Source organism: Janthinobacterium sp. JF4, from assembly GCF_059617925.1.
Genome location: NZ_JCAQAV010000020.1, coordinates 45279 through 66213, shown reverse-complemented (window position 1 = coordinate 66213; position 20935 = coordinate 45279). Strand labels below are relative to the sequence as shown.

Annotated in this window: 14 protein-coding genes; 9 read left to right on the top strand and 5 right to left on the bottom strand. The window is 63.0% G+C overall.

Annotated features, from left to right (window positions below; translation table 11 throughout):
• The first annotated feature begins 40 nt into the window (after window positions 1–40).
• Window positions 41–3241, top strand: a complete 3201-nt coding sequence (locus AC54AF_RS16170; RefSeq protein WP_496637364.1) for a PAS domain-containing protein — start codon at window positions 41–43, stop codon at window positions 3239–3241.
• Here AC54AF_RS16170 and AC54AF_RS16165 read toward each other — a convergent pair.
• The 4 genes from AC54AF_RS16165 to AC54AF_RS16150 are packed head-to-tail and all read right to left on the bottom strand — an operon-like array spanning window position 3238 to window position 11677.
• Window positions 3238–6138, bottom strand: coding sequence for a hybrid sensor histidine kinase/response regulator (locus AC54AF_RS16165; RefSeq protein WP_496637363.1), 2901 nt, complete (start codon window positions 6136–6138; stop codon window positions 3238–3240). The genes AC54AF_RS16170 and AC54AF_RS16165 overlap by 4 nt on opposite strands.
• Window positions 6139–6145: 7 nt before the next feature.
• Window positions 6146–7336 (bottom strand): hybrid sensor histidine kinase/response regulator, encoded by a 1191-nt coding sequence (locus tag AC54AF_RS16160; RefSeq protein ID WP_496637362.1) that lies wholly within the window; start codon window positions 7334–7336, stop codon window positions 6146–6148.
• Entirely contained in the window at window positions 7326–8207 is an 882-nt protein-coding gene (locus AC54AF_RS16155; protein ID WP_496637361.1) for a CheR family methyltransferase, read from the bottom strand. The genes AC54AF_RS16160 and AC54AF_RS16155 overlap by 11 nt, the downstream gene beginning before the upstream one ends.
• Window positions 8207–11677: a response regulator gene (locus AC54AF_RS16150; RefSeq protein WP_496637360.1), complete on the bottom strand. Its 3471-nt coding sequence runs from the start codon at window positions 11675–11677 to the stop codon at window positions 8207–8209. Before AC54AF_RS16150 ends, AC54AF_RS16155 begins: the two co-directional genes overlap by 1 nt.
• Window positions 11678–11958: 281 nt before the next feature.
• On the opposite strand from AC54AF_RS16150, the gene AC54AF_RS16145 reads away from it, so the two are divergent.
• Window positions 11959–12408 (top strand): Hsp20/alpha crystallin family protein, encoded by a 450-nt coding sequence (locus AC54AF_RS16145; RefSeq protein ID WP_496637359.1) that lies wholly within the window; start codon window positions 11959–11961, stop codon window positions 12406–12408.
• 176 nt (window positions 12409–12584) lie between these two features.
• On the opposite strand, the gene AC54AF_RS16140 is transcribed toward AC54AF_RS16145, so the two are convergent.
• On the bottom strand, window positions 12585–13931 hold the full coding sequence (locus AC54AF_RS16140) for an MFS transporter (protein WP_496637358.1): 1347 nt from the start codon (window positions 13929–13931) through the stop codon (window positions 12585–12587).
• A 217-nt stretch (window positions 13932–14148) separates the two neighbouring features.
• Here AC54AF_RS16140 and cyoA point away from each other — a divergent pair, with 217 nt between their 5' ends.
• The 7 genes from cyoA to AC54AF_RS16105 all read left to right on the top strand — a co-directional run bounded on the left by cyoA (window position 14149) and on the right by AC54AF_RS16105 (window position 20914).
• Window positions 14149–15132 carry a ubiquinol oxidase subunit II gene (gene cyoA, locus AC54AF_RS16135; protein WP_496637357.1) on the top strand — a complete coding sequence of 328 codons (984 nt, stop codon included), beginning with the start codon at window positions 14149–14151 and terminating at the stop codon, window positions 15130–15132.
• 84 nt (window positions 15133–15216) lie between these two features.
• A complete protein-coding gene (gene cyoB / locus AC54AF_RS16130; RefSeq protein WP_076568585.1) occupies window positions 15217–17220 on the top strand; it encodes a cytochrome o ubiquinol oxidase subunit I in 2004 nt (667 codons plus the stop codon).
• Entirely contained in the window at window positions 17213–17851 is a 639-nt protein-coding gene (cyoC, locus tag AC54AF_RS16125) for a cytochrome o ubiquinol oxidase subunit III (protein WP_131686525.1), read from the top strand. Before cyoB ends, cyoC begins: the two co-directional genes overlap by 8 nt.
• The gene (gene cyoD, locus AC54AF_RS16120; protein WP_034788483.1) at window positions 17848–18234 is read left to right on the top strand and encodes a cytochrome o ubiquinol oxidase subunit IV; all 387 of its coding nucleotides are present in this window, start codon (window positions 17848–17850) and stop codon (window positions 18232–18234) included. The genes cyoC and cyoD overlap by 4 nt, the downstream gene beginning before the upstream one ends.
• Entirely contained in the window at window positions 18231–19055 is an 825-nt protein-coding gene (locus AC54AF_RS16115; protein ID WP_496637356.1) for an SURF1 family protein, read from the top strand. Before cyoD ends, AC54AF_RS16115 begins: the two co-directional genes overlap by 4 nt.
• On the top strand, window positions 19039–20388 hold the full coding sequence (locus tag AC54AF_RS16110) for an ATP-binding protein (RefSeq protein WP_131686527.1): 1350 nt from the start codon (window positions 19039–19041) through the stop codon (window positions 20386–20388). Before AC54AF_RS16115 ends, AC54AF_RS16110 begins: the two co-directional genes overlap by 17 nt.
• Entirely contained in the window at window positions 20378–20914 is a 537-nt protein-coding gene (locus AC54AF_RS16105) for a response regulator (protein WP_131686528.1), read from the top strand. The genes AC54AF_RS16110 and AC54AF_RS16105 overlap by 11 nt, the downstream gene beginning before the upstream one ends.
• Window positions 20915–20935: the final 21 nt, after the last annotated feature.

The following is a 20935-nucleotide window of genomic DNA, read 5'->3' as shown; positions in this document are numbered from 1 at the left end:
ATGGTATATTCCGGGCATCAGTTTTCCCCATATCGACACGGTGCACGCAAACAATATTCTTTCCTTGCTGGACGCCGAGCATAGTGCGCTGGGCAGCATCGCGGCAGGCGCCGACCTGGCTCCTGCACTGGAACACCTGTTGCTGGCCCTGCAAGACCTGGCCGAGGGCGGGGCGCATGCCTGCCTCGTGCTCATCGACGAGTCCGACCGCTTTTGCGGCTTGTCCGCGCCCAGCCTGCCGCAAGACCTGTGCCTGGCCCTGCGCCATGGCGGCGAACAGCCGTCCCCGTTCGGCACGGCCGCCTTTTCCGGCGCGCCCGTGTATTGCGGCGACATCACGCGCGACGTACACTGGAGCGCGGGACGCAAGGAAGCCATGCTGCACGGCTACCGCGCCTGCTGGGTCGCCCCCGTCTTCGGCGCGAAGGGGCATATCCTGGGCGTGCTGGGCCTGTTTTTCCAGGCGCCATGCCACCCCACGCAACCTGAGATCGAATTGCTGGCGCTGGCCGCGCGCGTGGCCGCGCATGTCATCGAGCGGGGCCAGCTGGAACAGGCGCTGCACGACAGCCGCGAACACTTTCACTACGCCATCGAACTGAACACGCAAGTACTGTGGACGGCCGACATCGACGGCAAGCTCGACTATGTCGCGCAGCGCTGGCGCGAATGGACGGGCGGCAGCGGCCTCGGCACCAGCTGGCTGGAAGCCATCCACCCCGAGGACATCCCCCATTCCTTGGCGGCCTGGAGCGAAGCGGTGGCCAGCGGCCAGCCGTTCGACCAGGAAATGCGCGTGCGCCGGCAGGATGGCCAGTACCGCTGGGTGCATTCGCGCGCGTACTGCCGGCAAGACGGGCGTGGCCAGCCCGCGAAATGGTATGGCTCGTGCGAGGATATCGACGAACACTGGCAGGCGCGCAACGCCTTGCTCGATAGCGAAGCGCAGTTCCGTTCGCTCGCTTCGACCATGCCGAACCAGGCCTGGCTGGCGCATGGCAGCGGCGCCACCTACTGGGTCAACGAACAGGTGTGCGAATACACGGGACAATCGCTGAAGTCGCTGGTCACCAGCGGTTTTCGCCATTGCGTGCATCCGGACGACGTGCAGGCCACGCAGAAAAGCTGGGACCGGGCCGTCGCCACGGCCAGCGCCTACGAACACGAGTTCCGCATGCGCCGCGCCAGCGACGGCGCCTACCGCTGGTTCCTGGCGCGCGCCTTGCCCCTGTTCGACGAGGCGGGCACGGTGCTGCGCTGGGTGGGCACGAATACGGACGTGCAGGAACAGAAGAACGTGCTGGAAAAGATGGCTTACCTGAATTCCTCGCTGGAAGTGGAAATGGCCAACCGCACGGCCGACCGCGACCGCATGTGGCGGCTGTCGACCGATATCATGCTGGTGGCGGACCTGGCCGGCATGATCATCGCCGTCAATCCCGCCTGGAGCAAGATCCTGGACCGGCCGGAAATCGAATCGCTGGGCATGGATTTTATCAGTCTCGTGCATCCCGACGACCGCATGGCGGCCTTGCAGGACTTGTCGCGCCTGGCCCATGGCGCGCCCACCTTGCGCATGGAAAACCGCTACCGGCGCCGCGGCGGCGGCTACCGCTGGATTTCCTGGACGGCCGTGCCGGCGCAAAAACTGATCCACGCCATCGGCCGCGACGTCACCGATGAAAAAGAGGCGCGGCTGGCGCTGGTGCGCAGCGAACAGGCTTTACTACAGGCGCAAAAGCTGGAATCGATCGGCAAGCTGACGGGCGGCGTGGCGCACGATTTCAATAACGTCCTGCAAATTATCTCGGGCAATTTACAGTTGCTGAAACTGACGGTGGCCGACAATCCGCAGGCAGCCAGGCGCCTCGATTCTGCCGCCTCGGCCGTCGAACGGGGCGCCAAGCTGTCGTCGCAACTGCTGGCCTTTGCGCGGCGTCAACCACTGAAGCCGCTGGTGACGGACCTGGGGCGCTTGCTGCGCCGCATGCATGAGCTGATCCGCCGGGCCCTGGGCGAGGCGATTGCCGAGGAAACCTTCATCAGCGAAGGCTTGTGGCATACCCTGGTCGACCCGAACCAGATGGAAAATGTGCTGCTGAACATGGCCATCAACGCGCGCGACGCGATGGAGAAGGGCGGGCGCCTCACTTTTACCTTGAGCAACGTCACGCTCGATGCCGCCTATGCCAGCCTGCATGCCGACGTGCTGGAGGGGCAATACGTGCTGCTGACCATCACCGACACGGGCCATGGCATGGAGCGCGACGTGATCGACCAGATCTTCGAGCCCTTCTTCACCACCAAGCGCGAAGGCGAGGGCACGGGCCTGGGCCTGTCCATGGCTTACGGCTTCATCCGTCAGAGCGCGGGCCACATCAAGGTGCACAGCGCGCCGGGCGCCGGCACGACTTTCAAGATTTACCTGCCCCGTTCGCTGGAAAAGCTGGCCGAGCCGCCACCGGGCCTGACGGGACCCGTGCTGGGCGGCGGCGAGACCATCCTCGTGGTGGAAGACGATGCGCCCGTGCAGCACACGGTGGTCGACATGCTGCGCGGCCTCGGCTACGACGTGCTGCATGCGGACGATGGCGCCTCGGCGCTGGCCCTGCTGGGCACGGGCGTGGCCATCGATTTGTTGTTTACGGACGTGGTCATGCCGGGCCCCGTCAGCAGCAAGGAACTGGCGCAGCAGGCCAAATTGCTGCTGCCGGAACTGGCCGTCTTGTTTACCTCGGGCTACACGCATAACGCCATCATGCAGGGCGGCCGTCTGGATCCGGGCGTGGAGCTGCTCAGCAAACCCTACCAGCGTGAAGACCTGGCGCGGCGCATCCGCCATGTGCTGGCCGACCGTCGCCTGGTGGGCGCGCCCGACCCGTCCGGGCGGCGCATCCTGCTGGTGGAAGACAATGACGATGCGCGCGAAATGACGACGGAAATGCTGAATATGCTGGGGCACACCGTGCACGGCGTGGCCAGCGCCGAGGCGGCCTTGCCCCTGCTGGCCATGCCGGGTCTGGACGTGCTGGTGACGGACATCAGCCTGCCCACCATGTCCGGCCTGGAACTGGCGCGCCATGCGCGCGCGCACTGGCCGCAGCTGGACGTGGTGTTCGCTTCCGGGCACGACTGGGGCGCCAGCCTGATGCAGGACGCCAGCGCGCGTTTCCTGCGCAAACCGTTTGGCCTGGAAGAGCTGGCCAGCGCACTGAAGGCGCGCCGGCTCGACGTATATTAGCTTGGTTTGCTGGCTTGCCGGGCTGGCGGCAGCAAGGCTTGCTGCAATTGCTCGATGGTGAATGGTTTCACGAGGAAGCGCGCGGCCGGATCCAGCACGCCGGAATTGGCCGGCGCATGGCCGGTGGAAAATACCATTTCCAGCCGTGGATGGTCGCGGGCCACCAGTTCGGCCAGCTCGACGCCCGACATCTGCGGCAGGCTGATATCGGTCAGCAACAGTTCCAGTCCCGGCGTGCCCAGCAGGGGCAAGGCTTCCTCGGCCGTGCCCACGGCCAGCACCGTGTGACCCAGCATGGTCAGCAGTTCGCCCGTCATGGCACGCGCATCCGCATTGTCTTCCACCAACAGAATATGGCGTCCCGCTGGCTGCGCGGGTGTGGGAGGTTGCGGTGCCAGCTGCGCGCGGTACTGGTGCAGGGCCGTCACGTGGCGGCCATTGGCCAGCAAGTGGCGGATGCGCCGCGCCAGGTCTGCGCGCCGGTACGGCTTGCTCAATAATTCCACGCCCGGTTCCAGTCGCCCCCCCTGCATCATGGCGTCCTGCGTATAGCCGGAGGTAAACAACACGGCCAGCTGCGGCAGCAGCACGCGGGCCTGGCGCGCCAGTTCCGTGCTGGCCACCTTGCCCGGCATCACCACATCCGTAAACAGCAGGTCGATGGGGACGCCGCTGCCGATGATGGCCAGCGCGCTTTCGCCATCGCTGGCGCGCAGCACGGCATAGCCGAGGCCGCGCAGCATGTCCACCACCGTCGTCTGCACCTGCATGTCGTCTTCCACGACGAGGATGGTTTCCTTGCCGCCCAGCACGGGGCCGCTCAGTTGCAGCGGCAGTTCCGTTTCCGCTTCGAGCGAGCGTGGCAGGTAGATGCGGAAGGTGCTGCCGTGGCCGGGCAGGCTGTCCACCGTCAGGTGGCCGCCGCTCTGGCGCAGGAAACCGTACGCCATGGACAGGCCCAGGCCCGTGCCTTCGCCTTTCGTCGTGAAGAATGGCTCGAAAATCTTGTCCAGCAGATCGGCGGGAATGCCCGTGCCCGTGTCCGAGACGGCCAGCTGCACGTACTCGCCGGGTGCCACGTCCGCATGGCGCGCCGCGTAGTCGCTGCCCAGCACGCAGTTGCCCAGTTCGATGGTCAGCTGGCCCTGGCCATCCATGGCGTCGCGCGCGTTGATGGCCAGGTTGAGGATGACGTTTTCCAGCTGATGCGGGTCGACCAGGGCGCGCCAGCAATCGTCGGCCAGCAGCAAACGCGTGTCGATGCTTTCGCCGGTGGCGCGCCGCAGCAGCTCTTCCGTCGAACGCAGCAGTTGCACCAGGTCCGTCACCAGCGGTTTCAATGGCTGGCGCCGTGCAAAGGCCAGCAGCTGGGCCGACAGCTTGGCGCCCCGTTCCACGGCGGCCGAGGCGCTGGCGATGCGCTTGGCGGCGAGCGGGTCGTCTTCCAGGCTCAGCTGCAGCAGTTGCAGATTGCCGGAGATAATTTGCAGGACGTTATTGAAATCATGGGCCACGCCGCCCGTCAGCTTGCCAAGCGCTTCCAGTTTTTGCGATTGCAGCAGGGCCATCTCGCTGTGGCGCAGCGATTCTTGCATGCTGCGCAAGGTGCTTTCCGCTTCCTTTTCCAGCGTGACATGGCGCCCGGTGGCAAAAATCAGGTCGCCTTCGGTTGCTGCCACCCAGGACAGCCAGCGGTGGCCGCCCTCGCGGTGCCGGTAGCGGTTTTCAAAGCTGGGCATGGCTTCCTGGGTCACGTTTGCCAGGGCCTGGCGCGTGGCGGCGGCATCCTCGGGCAGCACGAAGTCGAACAGGCTGCGGCCCAGCATTTCCTCGGGCAGCCAGCCCAGGATGGCTGCCGAGGCCGGGTTGACGGCGGCAAAGCAGCCTTCGGCATCGATGGCCACCATCAAGTCTTGCGCGCTGCGCCACAGCCGCTCGCGCTCGCTGTTGCGCGCGGCCAGCTCCGCTTCCAGTTTCTTTTCCACCGTGATGTCGCGCGCGCTGCAATACACCTTCTCGCCCTCGGGCACGGCCACCCACGACAGCCAGTGCCAGCCGCCCAGCTTGTGGCGGTAGCGGTTTTCGAAGCGCAGCGCCGGCTGGCCCTGGTTGGCCGCTTCCCAGGCCGCATGCGTGCGCGGCAAGTCGTCCGGGTGGATCAGTTCAAAAAATTTCGTCGTGCGAATTTCCTCCGCCGACCAGCCCAGGGTGGCTTGCCAGGCGGGGTTCGAGTGCTCGAAATAGCCGTCGAGGTTGAGCACGCCCAGCAAATCGGGGCTGACGTTCCAGGTGCGGCCGAATTCGCGCGTGCGCTCGGCCACTTGCGTTTCCATGCTGGCACTGAGGGCGCGCAGGCGCGATTCCGCCCGGGCCCGCAAAATGGTCGACCAGACCCGTTCCGACACTTGTATGGCCAGTTCGATCTCGTCCGCATGCCACAGGCGCGTCGCGCGGCTGTGCACGACGAACAGGGCCGCCAGCCGGCCCTCCTTGGTGATGGGAATGTTCAGGAAGGCATGGATGCCCAGGCGCGCAAACGCGGCCAGCGCGGCCGGCGTCGCCGTGCGCGGGTCGCTGGCCACATCGCTGACGGCCAGCGCCTGGCCGGCCGCCAAGGCCTCGGCCAGGCGGGACGCATAATCGCCGAGGAAATACTCGCCGGCGGCGCCCGGCGCCAGGCCATCGCTCCACGCATGCTGCAGGGTAGGGCACTGCAGGGTCTGGTCGATATCGAAACAGGCCACTTGCTGGACGCCCAGGCGCTGTCCCAGCAATTGTGTCGACAGGGACAGAATCTCGCCCGTGTCTTGCAGCAGCCGCAGCCGGTGTTCCAGGTGCAGCAGGAACGCCACGCCGCTGGCGCCGGCCTGGCTGCTGGTGGCAGGAGTGCTGCTCATGCGGGCCTCAGCTTCCAGCCAGTGGCAGGGTGACGCTGAACAGGGCGCCACTGCCGGGCTGGCTTTGCAGGGTGATGGCGCCGCCATGCGCATCGACCAGCTGCTTGGTGATGAACAGGCCCAGGCCCAGCCCACCCGTGCGGTCCTGGTGCATGACGCGCTCGAAGGCATCGAAGATGCGTTCCTGGTCGCGCGCGTTGATGCCGATGCCATGGTCGCGCACTTCGATGACGGCGCTGTTCTGCGTATGCGCCAGGCTGATTTCCACGGGCTGGCCCTGGCCATAGCGCACGGCGTTGCTGATCAGGTTGACAACGATCTGCTCGACGCGGAAGGCATCCCAGAAACCCTGGATGGGTTCGAAGGCCATGACTTCCAGCACGCTACCCGTGGTGGCCGCATACGGGCCCAGGTCGTCGGCCACGCGGCGCACCAGGCTGGTCAGGTCGACGGCCTCGCGGCGGATCGACAGCTTGCCGCTGGTGATGCGCGAGACGTCGAGCATGTCGTCGATCAGGCGCACCATGCTGCGAATCTGGCGTCCGTCGCGCGCCACCATCTTGCCCAGCTTTTCCGGCTCGAAGGCGGCCAGGTTGCCCCGTTCCAGGTTGACGGTGCGCATCTGCGTTTCCAGGAACAGCGTGTTCAAGGGCGTGCGCAGTTCGTGCGCCACCATGGACATGAATTCGTCGCGCAGGCGCAGCGAGCGCTGCAGTTCGGCCTGGGTGGCGCGCAATTCTTTCAATAATGCTTCCTGCTGCTGGCGGCTGTGCTCGAGCGCCTGCACCTGGCGCCGCGTCTCGCTGCGCTGCTGGTGCAGGGCGACAAAGACGTTGACCTTGCTTTGCACGGCATTGATGTCGAGCGGCTTGTGCAGGAAGTCGACGGCGCCGCTTTCATAGCCCTGGAAGGAAAAATTCATTTCCTTGCCGGCGGCCGTGACGAAGACGATGGGGATGTGGCGCGTCTTTTCCGTGCCGCGCATCAATTGTGCCAGTTCAAAACCATCCATTTCCGGCATTTGCACGTCGAGGATGGCCAGCGCGAAATCGTGTTCCAGCAGCAGGGCCAGCGCCTCTTCGCCGGACGAGGCCTGGTAGACGCTGCGGTCGCTCTCGCGGATCAGCGCATTGAGCGCGCGCAAGTTTTCCGGCAAGTCGTCGACGATCAGCAGTTTGGTGCTTGTTTCATTCATCATGTTTCATTCCTGGCATGTGCCGTCCAGCGTAATGGGAAGCGGCGTGCGACGGCGCACGCTTGCGGTAGAGCTTTTCGGGACCCGGCAAGGGCTCGAAGTCGGCGGCAAAGCGGGTGAAATGCGTGCTTTCCTTGCTGCCCAGGCCCAGGAAACCCCGGTGGCACAGCGAGTCGTGGAACAGGCCCAGGGCCCGTTCCTGCAAGGTTTTATTGAAGTAAATCAGCACGTTACGGCAACAAATCAATTGCGTTTCAATAAAGACGCTGTCCGTGGACAGGCTGTGGTCGGCAAAGTTGATCTTGTCGAGCAGGCGCTGCTGGAAACGCGCCGTGGCGTGTTCGACCGTGTAGTAGTCGGCCAGCTGGCCCAGGCCGCCTGCGGCCAGATAGTTGGCGCCATAGTCGGCCATGCGGTGTAGCCGATACACGCCGCGCGCGGCCGTGGCCAGCGCTTGCGGATTGATGTCGGTGGCGTAAATCGTGCTGCGTTCAAGCAAGCCTTCCTCGTGCAGCACGATGGCCAGCGACAGCGCCTCTTCTCCCGTGCAGCAGCCGGCCACCCAGATCGTCGGCGACGGGTAGGTTTTCAGCACGGGCACCACCTGTTCGCGCAAGGTGCGGAAAAACGCCGGGTCGCGGAACATTTGCGTGACCGGTACAGTCAAAATCTGCAGCAGCTTGCCAAAGGCCAACGGGTCGTCGAGCACCAGCTGCTGCAAGGCGGGCAAGTCGGCGCAATGGAAGCGCTCGAGCGCCTGGTTCAGCCGGCGGCGCTGCGAGGGCAGGGAGTAGTCGCGAAAATCGTAGCTGTAGCGCTGACAGATGGCTTCCATCAGCGCATGCAGTTGCGCGTCCGTGGTGCGCAGGGACATCACATGCGTTCCATCTTCGGCATCCACACGCGCAGCAGCGAATACAAACGGTCCAGCTCGATCGGCTTGGCCAGGTAGTCGGACGCGCCGGCCTGCAGGCATTCCTCCTGGTCATTCTTCATGGCCTTGGCGGTAATGGCGATGATGGGCAGCTTGTTGTAGCGGCCATCGGCGCGGATCAGGCGCGTCGCTTCCAGGCCATCCATGCCCGGCATCATGACATCCATTAACACGAGGTCGATATCGTCCACGCTGTTGAGCTTGCTGATGGCTTCGAAGCCGTTGCGGCCGATTTCCACCACCACGCCTTTCTGTTCCAGCGCATTCGTCAGGGCAAAGATATTGCGCACGTCGTCGTCCACCAGCAAAATCTTGCGCCCTTCAAACACGCGCTCGCGGCTGCGCACCTGTTGCAGCATGCCCTGGCGCTCGCTCGACAGTTCGGACTCCACCTTGTGCAGGAACAAGGTTACTTCGTCGAGCAGGCGCTCGGGCGAACGGGCGCCCTTGATGATGATGGAACGCGAATACTTCATCAGGTCCGCTTCTTCCTCGCGGCTCAGGTTGCGGCCCGTGTAGACGATGACGGGCGGGAACGAGCACAGTTCCTCATGTTCCATGCGTTCGAGCAACTCGTTGCCCTGGATATCGGGCAGCTTCAAGTCGATGATCATGCAGTCGAAAATCTGCGTTTTCAGCAACTCCAGCGCCTGCTCGCCCAGCGCCACGGCCGTGATTTCCACGTCATCGTCGCTGATCAGATGCACCACGCTTTCGCGCTGGCGTTCGTCATCCTCGACCAGCAGGATGCGTTTCATCTGCTGCGTGAATTTCGATTCGAGCTTGCGGAACACGTCCTTCAGCTGCTCGCGCGTGCGCGGCTTGGTGGCGTAGCCGATGGCGCCCAGCTGCATGGCTTCCTGGATCTGGTCGTTGCCGGAGACGATGTGCACGGGAATGTGGCGCGTCAGCGGGTTTTCCTTGAGCTGCTGCAAGACCAGCAAGCCCGGACGGTCCGGCAAGCCCATGTCGAGCAGGATGGCGTCGGGCAGGAATTCTTCCGCCAGGCGCAAGCCTTCGTCGGCGCCATGCGCCACCAGGCAGCGGTATTGCATTTCATGCGCGAGATCGAACAGGATGCCGGCAAACGACGGCTCATCCTCGATCACCAGCACGGAACGCTGGCCGGTCTTGATAGCCGGCACGCTATTCCTGTCATCCTGGAAGGTCGGCAGCGGCACGGGCTTGGCGGCGGGCACGGCCTTGGGCACGGCGGCGGGCGGCCGTGGCGCCGCGGCTGGCGCCGTGCTGACTTCCGCCGCGCGTTCCGGCATGACGGCCGGCAGCACCAGGGTAAACGTGCTGCCCTGGCCTGGCGTGCTGGCCAGCTCGATACTGCCGCCCAGCAAGGCCGCCAGGTCGCGCGAAATCGACAGGCCCAGGCCCGTGCCGCCATAGCGGCGGCTGGTGGTGCCATCGGCCTGGTGGAAGGCGTCGAACACCTTCTGTTGCTGGTCGCCAGCGATGCCGATGCCGGTATCCTGCACCTGGAAGCGCACCTGGCCGGCCGCGCCGGTGCTCACGTGCAGCGACACCGTGCCCGCATCCGTAAACTTGATGGCGTTCGACAGCAGGTTTTTCAGGATTTGCTCGAGGCGCTGGCGGTCGCTGACGAAGGACGGCGGGGCGTCCGGCGCCACCTTGACGTCGAAAATGAGTTTCTTCTGCTGCGCCTGAGCGCCGAACAGCATCTTCATGCTGCTGAGCAGTTCGTCGAAGGGCACGGCGTCAGGCGTCAATTCCAGCTTGCCCGCCTCGACCTTGGAAATGTCGAGGATATCGTTGATGAGTGTCAATAGATCGTTGCCGGCCGAATAAATGGTCTGCGCAAACGTGACTTGCTCTGGCGTCAGGTTGCCGCTGCTGTTGTCCGAGAGCAGCTTGGAAAGGATCAGCGAGCTGTTCAGGGGCGTGCGCAGCTCGTGCGACATATTCGCCAGGAATTCGGACTTGTAGCGGCTGGCCCGCTGCAGCTCTTCGGCGCGCGCTTCGAGCTGGGCGTGCGCCTCGCCGATGGCCATGTTTTTCTGGTCCAGCGACAGCGCCTGCACGGCCAGCTGCTCGTTCGACTGCTCCAGCGCCGCCTTTTGCTCTTCCAGGTGGGCTTGCGACTGTTCCAGCACGCGCGACTGCTCGCCCAGCTCCTCATTGGCCGTGCGCAGTTCTTCTTGCTGCACTTCCAGCTCTTCATTCAGTTGCTGGGTTTCTTCCAGCACATTTTGCAGGCGCTGGCGGTACAGGGCCGCTTCCAGCGAGGTACCGACATTCGTGGCAATCAGGTTCAGCCATTCCTTGGCGCGGGCACTGACGGGATGCGTAAAGCCCAGCTCGATGACGCCGTTGACGAGGCCTTCATTGTTGACGGGCGTCAAGACCAGCTCCAGCGGCGCGCCGCGGCCCAGGCTCGACGTCACGGTCAGATAATCGTCGGGCACTTGCCGCACATGCTTGAGGCGCTTTTCGCGCGCCGTCTCGCCCACCAGGCCTTCGCCCAATTTGAACACCTGCTTGTCCTTCACGCCCTGTTCATTGAAGCCGTACACGGCCGTGCGGCGCAGGCTGCCATCCTCGTCAACGACGTACAGGGTGGCCACGGCCACGTCGAGGCGGTGGGCCAGGAAGTCCAGCACGTGCCGTCCCAGTTGCGGCAGGCCCAGCTGGCCGCTCGTATGTGCCGCCAGCTCCGTCTGCCCCGTGCGCAGCCAGGCTTGCTCCTGCAGCACGTCGTTGTCCTTGCCGCGCTGCGCGAGCGCATCGTTGTAGATATCGGACAGGCGCAGCAGTTCGCGCCGTCCCAGGTAGGCCAGCAAGCCGGACAATCCCAGGCTGAGGATCAGGAACACCACCACGGCCAGCATGGTGCGGCTTTCCGCCGTATCGGCCCGCTCCTGGCGCAGGCGCTGCTCCAGGGAAAGGAAGGCGAGGAATTCGCGGCGGATTTCATCAAATTCCAGCTTGCCTTCGCCCTGACGCACGCGCGCGAGGAATTCCTGATTGCTGCGGCGCTGGGCGATCACGCCTTCGGCGTAATCGAGCCACTGGCCTTGCAGGGCGCGGATGCGGCGCAAGCGGTCCGTCTGGATGGGACTGTCGGACACCAGTTCGAGCAGGGTCGTCATTTCGACGGCAATCTTCGCCTTGCCCGATTTATACGGTGCCAGAAAGGTTTCATCACCCGTCAGCAGGTAGCCGCGCATGCCCGTTTCCAGGTCGACCGACAATTTCATGACTTCATTCGCATTGCCGATCACCCGTTCGGAATGCTCGACCGAACGCAGGGCCGAGAGCAGGTAGGCGATCAGGCCGACAAACACGAGGGCCGTGACGACCCCGATGACCAGCGGCAAGGTCACATTGCGGGCGAGGATGCGGCGAAAGCTGAAGGAATCGATCGGGGTCTTGGTATTCATCATGTCCGTGTAAGGCTGTCGCGAAAAACAATTTTAATTGAAATGCAAGTTTTCTGGTGCTCAAGCAAAGCGTGCGCTAGCATAACAGCCTTGCGGACAATTGCCGACCTGCAAGCTCATGCAATGCGCGGCAACGCACAGATCAAAGTAGAGGGAAAATCAAGCTGGCCACAATTGAGGCGGATCAAAGAGATTGGCCGTTGCCATCCTATGATGCAGGATGGTGGCGACGTCCCTGCGGACGGTCGCCTTGTGCAAACCGGTCCAGGCAGGAGGACATCATGGCCAATCATTTGATCCACCGCGATCCGCAGCACTCGTTGGGACGTTTCGACCCTTTCAGCGACATGGAAGAATTCATGCACGACTTCTTTGTCCCGGCCTTGCGCCTGCGCGAAGGAAGTGCGTCACGCATGCGCGTTGATATTGCCGAAACCGAGCAAGCCTATCAGGTGCAGGCGGACATTCCAGGCGTGAATAAAGACGACATCAAGGTCTCCATCGATGGCAACCGCGTCTCCATCAGTGCCGAACTCAAGGAGGAGAGAGTGACGCGCGACGGCGGCAAGGTCGTGCGTAGCGAGCGCGAGTACGGCCAGCAATACCGCAGCTTCGTGCTGCCGCACGAGGTGGACGAGGCCGGCGCGCAGGCGCGCTATGAAAATGGCGTGCTGCTGCTGGACTTGCCGAAGAGGGAGGGGACGGGCGGTCGGCAACTGGCGATACAGTGAGCCGGGCCGTGCGTAGGTCAGATGAGCGCAGCGTAATCTGACAATCTTCGTGGCGGCGCCTGTCGGCTTACGCCCTACGGGCTAAGCCGACCTACGAAAAAACGCCGGATGGTGCCGGCGTTTCTTGGAGTGTTCCGGGTGGCAGCGCGCTGGCACCCAGATTGCATCTATATATGTCAGTCGCGGATTTCCAGCGCCCGGTTCAGGCTCAGGGCGGCCAGCGAGGCGACGGCGCCCGACAGCAGGTAGAAGCTGACATAGGCGAGGCCGAAGTTGGCCGACAGGCCCAGCGCCACCAGCGGGGCGAAGCCGGCGCCGACCAGCCAGGCCAGGTCGGACGTCAGGGCTGCGCCCGTGTAGCGGAAGCGGGCAGGGAAGTTGGCCGTCACGGCGCCGGCTGCCTGGCCGTACGACAAGCCCAGCAGGCTGAAGCCCACGAGGATGAAGACGTCCTGGCCCGTATTGCCGCCACCCATCAGGGTCGGCACGAAGGCGCTGAAGATGGCGATCAGCACGGCCAGCACGCCCAGGGTGGTGCGGCGGCCCACTTTGTCGGCCAGCAAGCCGGAGATCACCACGCCGACGGCGGCCAGCACGGCGCCCAGCATCTGCACTTGCAGGAAGTCTGACGCGGAACGCGTCTGGTAGACGGAAATCCACGACAGCGGGAACACGGTGACCAGGTGGAACAGGGCGTAGCTGGCCAGCGCGGCGAGGGCGCCGATCAGTACGTTGCGGCCCTGGCCGCGGCTCATTTCAAACACGCTCACGGGCTGCAGTTCGCGTTCGTCGAGCAGGCGCGCATATTCATTCGTCGACACCAGGCGCAGGCGGGCAAACAGGGCCACCACGTTGATGGCGAAGGCGACATAGAAAGGATAGCGCCAGCCCCAGTCGAGGAAGTCTTCATCCGTCAGGGTGGTCAGCATGAACCAGAACAGGCCGGCGGCGATCAGGAAGCCGAACGGCGCGCCCAGCTGGCCCAGCATGGCGTACCAGCCGCGCTTGTTTTCCGGCGCGTTCAGGGCCAGCAGCGATGGCAAGCCATCCCACGAACCGCCCAGGGCCACGCCCTGGCCGATGCGCAGCACGGACAGCCAGACGATGGCGGCAAAGCCCAGGTGGGAATAGGTCGGCAGGAAGGCGATGCCGGCCGTGGACACGCCCAGCAGGAAGAGGGCGATCGTCAGCTTGGCGCTGCGCCCCATGCGGCGCTGGATCTCCATGAAGATCACGGTGCCGAACGGGCGGGCGATGAAGGCAAACGAGAAGATCAGGAACGCATATAATGTGCCCTCCAGGCGTTCTTCAAACGGGAAGAAGACGCGCGGAAACACCAGCACCGAGGCGATAGCGTAGACAAAGAAGTCAAAGTATTCGGAAGCGCGGCCGATGATCACGCCGACGGCGATCTCACCTGGGTCGATATGCGATTCGACCGTGCCGGCCCCGCGTGCGTCGCGCAGGGAGTGGGGGGAAAAGTCGGCGGGTACATCCCCGCTGTGTATGCGCGTGCTGGACATGATGATCGTCTCCAATATAGTTTCGAGTTCGGCCAACGCGTAACATACCCCGGGTGTCTCACGCCCGGAGTAGGACAATTCATCAGGTAGTCGTAGGAAAACTCCGCGCCTACGCAGTGAAAGTCCGAGCAAGGGGTAGGACAAAACGTCCAATTGCCAACGCGCTCCAGTGAGAATACAGTACCATATCTTCATCCCCTGTACTGGACTTTCCTGTATGTTTTCATTAAAAGTTCGTCGCGGACTGCTTCTTTTACCTCTCGCATTGTTGGCTGGTTGCAATACGGTGGTACTGAATGCGTCCGGTGACATCGCAGTTCAGCAAGGCAATCTGATTGTCATCTCGACATTGCTGATGCTGTTGATTATCGTTCCGGTAATCGCCCTGACCCTGCTTTTCGCATGGCGCTATAGAAAAAACAATACCGCGGCCAAATACGAGCCGGACTGGGACCACTCGACTCGCCTCGAGCTGATTATCTGGGGCGCGCCCCTGCTGATCATCATCGTGCTGGGCCTGCTGACCTGGATCAGCACCCACACCCTCGATCCTTATCGTCCGCTGAGCCGCATCGACGCCAACCGTCCGATTCCTGCCAGCCACAAGCCGATGATCGTCGAAGTCGTGGCGCTGGACTGGAAATGGCTGTTCATCTACCCGGAGCAAGGCATCGCTTCCGTGAATGAACTGTACGCGCCAGTCGATCGTCCGATCCGTTTCAAGATCACCGCGTCGTCCGTCATGAACTCGTTCTTCATCCCCGCACTGGCAGGTCAGATCTACGCCATGCCGGGCATGGAAACACAGTTGAATGCCGTCATCAACAAGCCTGGCGTGTACAAGGGCTTCTCCGCCAACTACAGCGGCGCCGGCTTCTCGGGCATGCGCTTCAAGTTCCATGGCGTCAATGATGCGGACTTCGACAAATGGGTGGCATCGGCACGTGCCGGTGGCGGCGCGCTGAACCGCGACGACTACCTGTCGCTGGCCCAGCCTAGCGAGCGCGATCCCGTGCGCCGCTACAGCAATGTGCCGACCGATCTGTACAAGGCAATCCTGAACCGCACCATCGTTTCCGACGCCCTGTGCGTGACGCCGGTCGAGCCATACAAATTGACGATGGCAAATAACCCGGTAGCGTTTGTCACGCCAGTCGTCGCTAGCGGTGCAGTGGTTGAAAAGGGCGTTCAAGCCAAGTAACGACTGCATGAATCCCGCAGCGCAGTGCGCTGCAGATACTGGCGCCGCTTGCCTGGCGCCTCCCTTTTTTCTCTGAGAGTAACAATGCTAGACCATATTGATCTGACGAAGCTTATATTCGGCCGTCTGACTTGGGATGCAATTCCATTTCACGAACCTATCCTGCTGGTGACCTTTGCCATGGTTGCCCTGGGCGGTATCGCACTCGTTGCGGCACTGACGTATTTCCGCGTCTGGGGTACCCTGTGGCGCGACTGGATCACCAGTATCGACCATAAAAAAATCGGTATCATGTACATGATTTTGGGCCTGGTCATGCTGCTGCGCGGCTTTGCCGATGCGCTCATGATGCGTACCCAGCAGGCGATCGCCTTTGGCGACAATGCCGGCTTCCTGCCACCGCATCACTACGACCAGATCTTCACCGCCCACGGCGTGATCATGATCTTCTTCGTCGCGATGCCTTTCGTGACGGGTCTGATGAACTACGTGGTGCCGCTGCAAATCGGCGCGCGCGACGTGGCTTTCCCTTTCCTTAACAACTTCAGCTTCTGGATGACCACCATGGGCGCCGCCCTGGTCATGGCTTCGCTGTTCGTCGGCGAATTCGCCCGCACGGGCTGGCTGGCGTATCCACCGCTGTCGGGCATCGTCGGCAGTCCGGACGTGGGGGTAGACTATTACATCTGGTCCCTGCAGATTGCCGGGGTCGGGACGCTCTTGTCCGGTGTCAACCTGATCGCCACCATCGTCAAGATGCGCGCGCCAGGCATGACCTGGATGAAAATGCCCGTCTTCACCTGGACCGCACTGTGCACCAACATCCTGATCGTCGCCGCTTTCCCGGTACTGACGGCGGTGCTGGCCATGCTGTCGCTGGACCGCGTTGCCGGCTTTAACTTCTTCACGACGGAACTGGGCGGCAACGCCATGATGTACGTCAACCTGATCTGGATCTGGGGTCACCCGGAGGTGTACATCCTGATCCTGCCGCTGTTCGGCGTGTTCTCGGAAGTCGTCGCAACCTTCAGCAGCAAGCGCCTGTTCGGCTACGCCTCGATGGTGTACGCCACCTGCGTCATCATGATCCTGTCGTACCTGGTCTGGCTGCATCACTTCTTCACCATGGGGTCGGGCGCCAGCGTCAACTCCTTCTTCGGCATCACGACGATGATCATTTCGATCCCGACGGGCGCGAAGATCTTCAACTGGCTGTTTACCATGTACCGCGGCCGTATCCGCTTTGAACTGCCGATGCTGTGGACGATCGGCTTCATGGTCACCTTCACCATCGGCGGCATGACCGGCGTGCTGCTGGCCGTACCACCAGCGGACTTCGTGCTGCATAACAGCCTGTTCCTGATTGCCCACTTCCATAACGTGATTATCGGCGGCGTGGTCTTCGGTGTGTTTGCTGCGATTAACTACTGGTACCCGAAAGCGTTCGGCTACAAGCTCGACGCGTTCTGGGGCAAGTGCTCGTTCTGGTTCTGGTTCGTCGGCTTCTACCTGGCCTTCATGCCGCTGTACGTGCTGGGCCTGATGGGCGTGACCCGTCGTGTCAACCACTTTGAAGATCCATCCTTGCAAATCTGGACCATCATCGCCTGGTTTGGCGCCGTCTCGATCGCCCTGGGCATCGCGTCCATGCTGATCCAGTTCTATGTCAGCTACCGCAACCGTCACGCACTGCGCGACGTGACCGGTGACCCATGGGGTGGCCGTACGCTGGAATGGTCGACGTCGTCGCCACCGCCAGACTATAATTTCGCCTTCACGCCACAAGTGCACGAACTCGATGCATGGACTGACATGAAGAAACACGGTTACCAGCGTCCGACGTCCGGTTTCACGAAGATCCACATGCCGAAGAACACCTGGGCTGGTTTCGTGATCGCCGCTCTGTCTGCACTGGTTGGTTTTGGCCTGATCTGGCAAATGTGGCTCGTCGCCAGCATTGGCTTCGTGATCATGATGGTCACCATCATCGTCCATACCTTTAACTACAAGCGCGATTACTACATTCCTGCGGAAGAAGTGGTCCGTACCGAAGACGCATATACTAAATTGCTGAGCAGCCATGTCTGATACCATCGCCCATAACACCGGCGCCGCTGGCGCCGCACCAAGCACGCGCAGCTACTTTGTGCGCGAGCACCACCCGGAAAACGGCAGCCTGCTGGGTTTCTGGCTCTACCTGATGAGCGATTGCCTGATCTTCGCCTGTCTGTTCGCCACGTACGCCGTGGTCGGCCGCAGCTACGCGGACGGCCCGACTGGCGCCGCGCTGTTCGACCTGCCGCTGGTGGCCGTCAACACGGCCATGCTGCTGCTGTCGTCGATCACCTACGGTTTCGCCATGCTGGCCATGCAGCGCAAGCAATTGCGCAGCACCCTGGTCTGGCTGGGCATCACGGGCCTGTTCGGCCTGGCCTTCCTGTCGCTGGAAATGTATGAGTTCATGCATCTGATCCACGTGGGTGCAGGTCCGCAGCGCAGCGCGTTCCTGTCCTCGTTCTTCGCCCTGGTCGGCACCCACGGCTTGCACGTGACGTTCGGCGTGATCTGGCTCGTGACCTTGATGTTCCAGTTGAACAAGCATGGCCTGACCCCGGAAAACGGCCGTCGCATGATGTGCTTGTCGCTGTTCTGGCACTTCCTGGACGTCATCTGGATCGGCGTCTTCACCTTTGTCTACCTGATGGGAGTGCTGCCATGAGCGACCACCACACACACGGCGATAGCCACCACCATGACAACCACGATCATGGCAGCCTGAAAAGCTACGCCATCGGTTTCATCCTGTCGGTGATCCTGACGGCCATTCCTTTCTGGCTGGTGATGACGAAAGCCATCACCAACTCGGGCACCATGGGCCTGGTCCTGCTGGCGTTCGCGGCTGTTCAAGTGGTCGTGCACATGGTGTACTTCCTGCATATGAACACCAAGTCCGAAGGCGGCTGGAACATGATGGCGCTGATCTTCACGATCATGATCGTGGGTATTGCCATGGCCGGTTCCCTGTGGGTCATGTACCACATGAACCACAACATGATGCCGGATCTGATGCCTGAGTACATGCATACGAAAACGGCTCCATGATGAGTCATACGCGCCCAAGCAACACCGGGCGCGCCCCTGGCGCCGCATCGCAAGATGCCGCGCCAGGCCCACGCGGCATGGCTGTGCGGTATGCACTGGCCCTGCTGGCGGGGATCCTGTTTGCCGGTTTCTGTGCCCTGGGCACCTGGCAAGTCAAGCGCCTGTTCTGGAAGCTTGACCTGATCGAGCGCGTCGAACAACGCGTACATGCGCCCGCAACGGATGCGCCTGGACCCGCAGCCTGGGCCAGCATTACGCTACAAACGGATGAATACCGCCACGTGCGACTCTCCGGTACCTATCTCCCCATTTTCAATACCCTGGTGCAGGCAACGACGGCACTGGGCAGCGGTTATTGGTTAATCACGCCATTGCGCCTGGCCGACGGCAGCACCGTGCTGGTCAACCGCGGCTTCGTGCCGAAACGCGCCAGCATCGCCGCCAGCACCCCAGCCGGCATCGTCCACGTGGACGGCCTGCTGCGCGTCAGCGAGACGGGCGGCGGTTTCCTGCGCGAAAACAGTCCTGCCACGCAGCACTGGTATTCGCGCGACGTGGCCGCCATCGGCGCCTCGCACATGCTGACCAAGGTGGCGCCATATTTTGTCGATGCGAAGGAAAAATCGGAAACGGCCAGCGACTCTCCCGTCGGCGGCCTGACCGTGATTTCCTTCCACAACAACCACCTCGTGTACGCCTTGACGTGGTTCGCGCTGGCCCTGATGGTGGCCGGCATCACCTGGTGGATCGTGCGCGAAGACAAGCGCCGCCGCGCCCGTGGCGCCCGGCGCCAGGAAAGCGACCATGCCGGGCAGGATTGAGATCCTGCCCAACCGCGAGGTGCTAGAACGCGGTGCGGTGGCGGCCGAGATGGAACATCCGGCCGGCCACCAGAACATGAAGCTGCTGATCCAGCTGCGCTGGCTGGCCGTGATCGGCCAGATCAGCACGATCTTCGGCGTGGGCGTGGGGTTGGGCATTGCCTTGCCCGTGCCCTACATGCTCGAAGTGCTGTCCTGCCTCATCGCTTTCAACCTGGCCAGCCTGCTGCGCTGGCACGAACGCCAACCCGTCTCGAACACGGCCCTGTTCCTCGCTCTGCTGGTCGACGTCACCGTGCTGACGGCCCAGCTCTACCTGAGCGGCGGCATCAGCAACCCGTTCGCCTTCCTGTATCTACTGCAAGTCATCCTCAGCGCCGTGCTGCTGGAAGTGTGGTCGACGTGGATCATGGTGGCCATCACCAGCCTGTGCCTGGCCGGCCTGGCCTTGCTGCCCGGCCCCTTGATCCTGCCGATCGACCCGGAGCGGGGCTTTTCCAGCCTGTACGTGCAGGGCCTGCTGATCTGTTTCATCCTGAATGCCGCCTTGCTGGTGGTGTTCATCACGCGCATCAACCGCAACCAGCGCGCCGGCGACGCCAAGGTGGCCGACTTGCGCCAGCGCGCGGCGGAAGAAGAGCACATCATCCGCATGGGCTTGCTGGCCTCGGGCGCCGCGCACGAGCTGGGCACGCCGCTGGCCACGCTCTCCGTCATCCTCGGCGACTGGCGCCGCATGCCGGAACTGAGCAAGAATAGCGAACTGCTGGAAGAAATCACGGAAATGCAGGCGCAGTTGCAGCGCTGCAAGAGCATCGTCAGCGGCATTTTATTGTCGGCGGGTGAGGCGCGCGGCGAATCGTCCGTCAAGACGACGATCAATACCTTCCTCAACGACCTCGTCGACGAGTGGCGCGCCAGCCGCCCGATCCAGGGTTTCGAGTACGATAACCGCATCGAGCACGACGTGCCCGTCGTCTTCGATTCGACCCTGAAACAAACCATCTGCAATGTGCTCGACAATGCGCTGGAAGCGTCACCCGAGTGGCTGCGCTTCGAAGCGACGCGCGAAGCGGACGCCTTGCACCTGGTCATCACCGATGCGGGCCCCGGCTTCGAGCCATCGATGCTGACGCACCTGGGTAAACCGTATCAAAGCAGCAAGGGCAAGCCTGGCGGCGGCCTCGGCCTGTTCCTGGTGGTCAACGTTGCGCGGACCCTGGGCGGCACGGTGACGGCGCGCAACCGGGTGCAGGGCGGGGCGGTGGTGCACCTGGCCTTGCCTCTGGCGGCCATCAAACTGGAAAGAGAAAGCGACCACCATGCAGGATGACCGTCTGTTACTGATCGTGGAAGACGACGCCGCGTTTGCCCGCACCCTGGGCCGCTCGTTCGAGCGGCGCGGCTACCAGGTCATCCTGGCCACCAATTTCGACGAGGCGAGCGCCTTGCTGGAGCAGCATTGCCCCGACTACGCCGTCGTCGACTTAAAGCTCAACGGCAACACCTCGGGCCTGGCCTGCGTGCAGATGCTGCACCAGCACGACCAGGAGATGCTGATCGTCGTGCTGACCGGCTACGCCAGCATCGGCACGGCCGTCGAAGCGATCAAGCTGGGCGCCTGCCAGTACCTGGCGAAACCGTCGAACACGGATGACATCGAAGCGGCGTTCGGCCACGTGGCCGGCAACGCCGACATCGAACTGACGAACCGCGCCACCAACATCAAGACCCTGGAATGGGAGCGTATCCACGAAATGCTGGCCGAGACGGATTTCAATATCTCGGAAACGGCCAGAAGGCTGGGCATGCACCGGCGCACGCTGGCGAGGAAGCTGGAAAAGCAGCGGGTGAAATAGGCACTGCGATAGCCCCGGCGC

Bases quoted from the DNA above. Each gene is read 5' to 3' on its own strand.
- AC54AF_RS16110 (WP_131686527.1), top strand. From the start codon at position 19,039: ATGCCGGGCAGGATTGAGATCCTGCCCAACCGCGAGGTGCTAGAACGC.
- cyoA (WP_496637357.1), top strand. From the start codon at position 14,149: ATGTTTTCATTAAAAGTTCGTCGCGGACTGCTTCTTTTACCTCTCGCA.
- cyoB (WP_076568585.1), top strand. From the start codon at position 15,217: ATGCTAGACCATATTGATCTGACGAAGCTTATATTCGGCCGTCTGACT.
- AC54AF_RS16155 (WP_496637361.1), bottom strand. From the start codon at position 8,207: ATGTCCCTGCGCACCACGGACGCGCAACTGCATGCGCTGATGGAAGCC.
- AC54AF_RS16150 (WP_496637360.1), bottom strand. From the start codon at position 11,677: ATGAATACCAAGACCCCGATCGATTCCTTCAGCTTTCGCCGCATCCTC.
- cyoC (WP_131686525.1), top strand. From the start codon at position 17,213: ATGTCTGATACCATCGCCCATAACACCGGCGCCGCTGGCGCCGCACCA.
- AC54AF_RS16105 (WP_131686528.1), top strand. From the start codon at position 20,378: ATGCAGGATGACCGTCTGTTACTGATCGTGGAAGACGACGCCGCGTTT.
- AC54AF_RS16165 (WP_496637363.1), bottom strand. From the start codon at position 6,138: ATGAGCAGCACTCCTGCCACCAGCAGCCAGGCCGGCGCCAGCGGCGTG.
- AC54AF_RS16115 (WP_496637356.1), top strand. From the start codon at position 18,231: ATGATGAGTCATACGCGCCCAAGCAACACCGGGCGCGCCCCTGGCGCC.
- AC54AF_RS16160 (WP_496637362.1), bottom strand. From the start codon at position 7,336: ATGATGAATGAAACAAGCACCAAACTGCTGATCGTCGACGACTTGCCG.
- AC54AF_RS16140 (WP_496637358.1), bottom strand. From the start codon at position 13,931: ATGTCCAGCACGCGCATACACAGCGGGGATGTACCCGCCGACTTTTCC.
- cyoD (WP_034788483.1), top strand. From the start codon at position 17,848: ATGAGCGACCACCACACACACGGCGATAGCCACCACCATGACAACCAC.
- AC54AF_RS16145 (WP_496637359.1), top strand. From the start codon at position 11,959: ATGGCCAATCATTTGATCCACCGCGATCCGCAGCACTCGTTGGGACGT.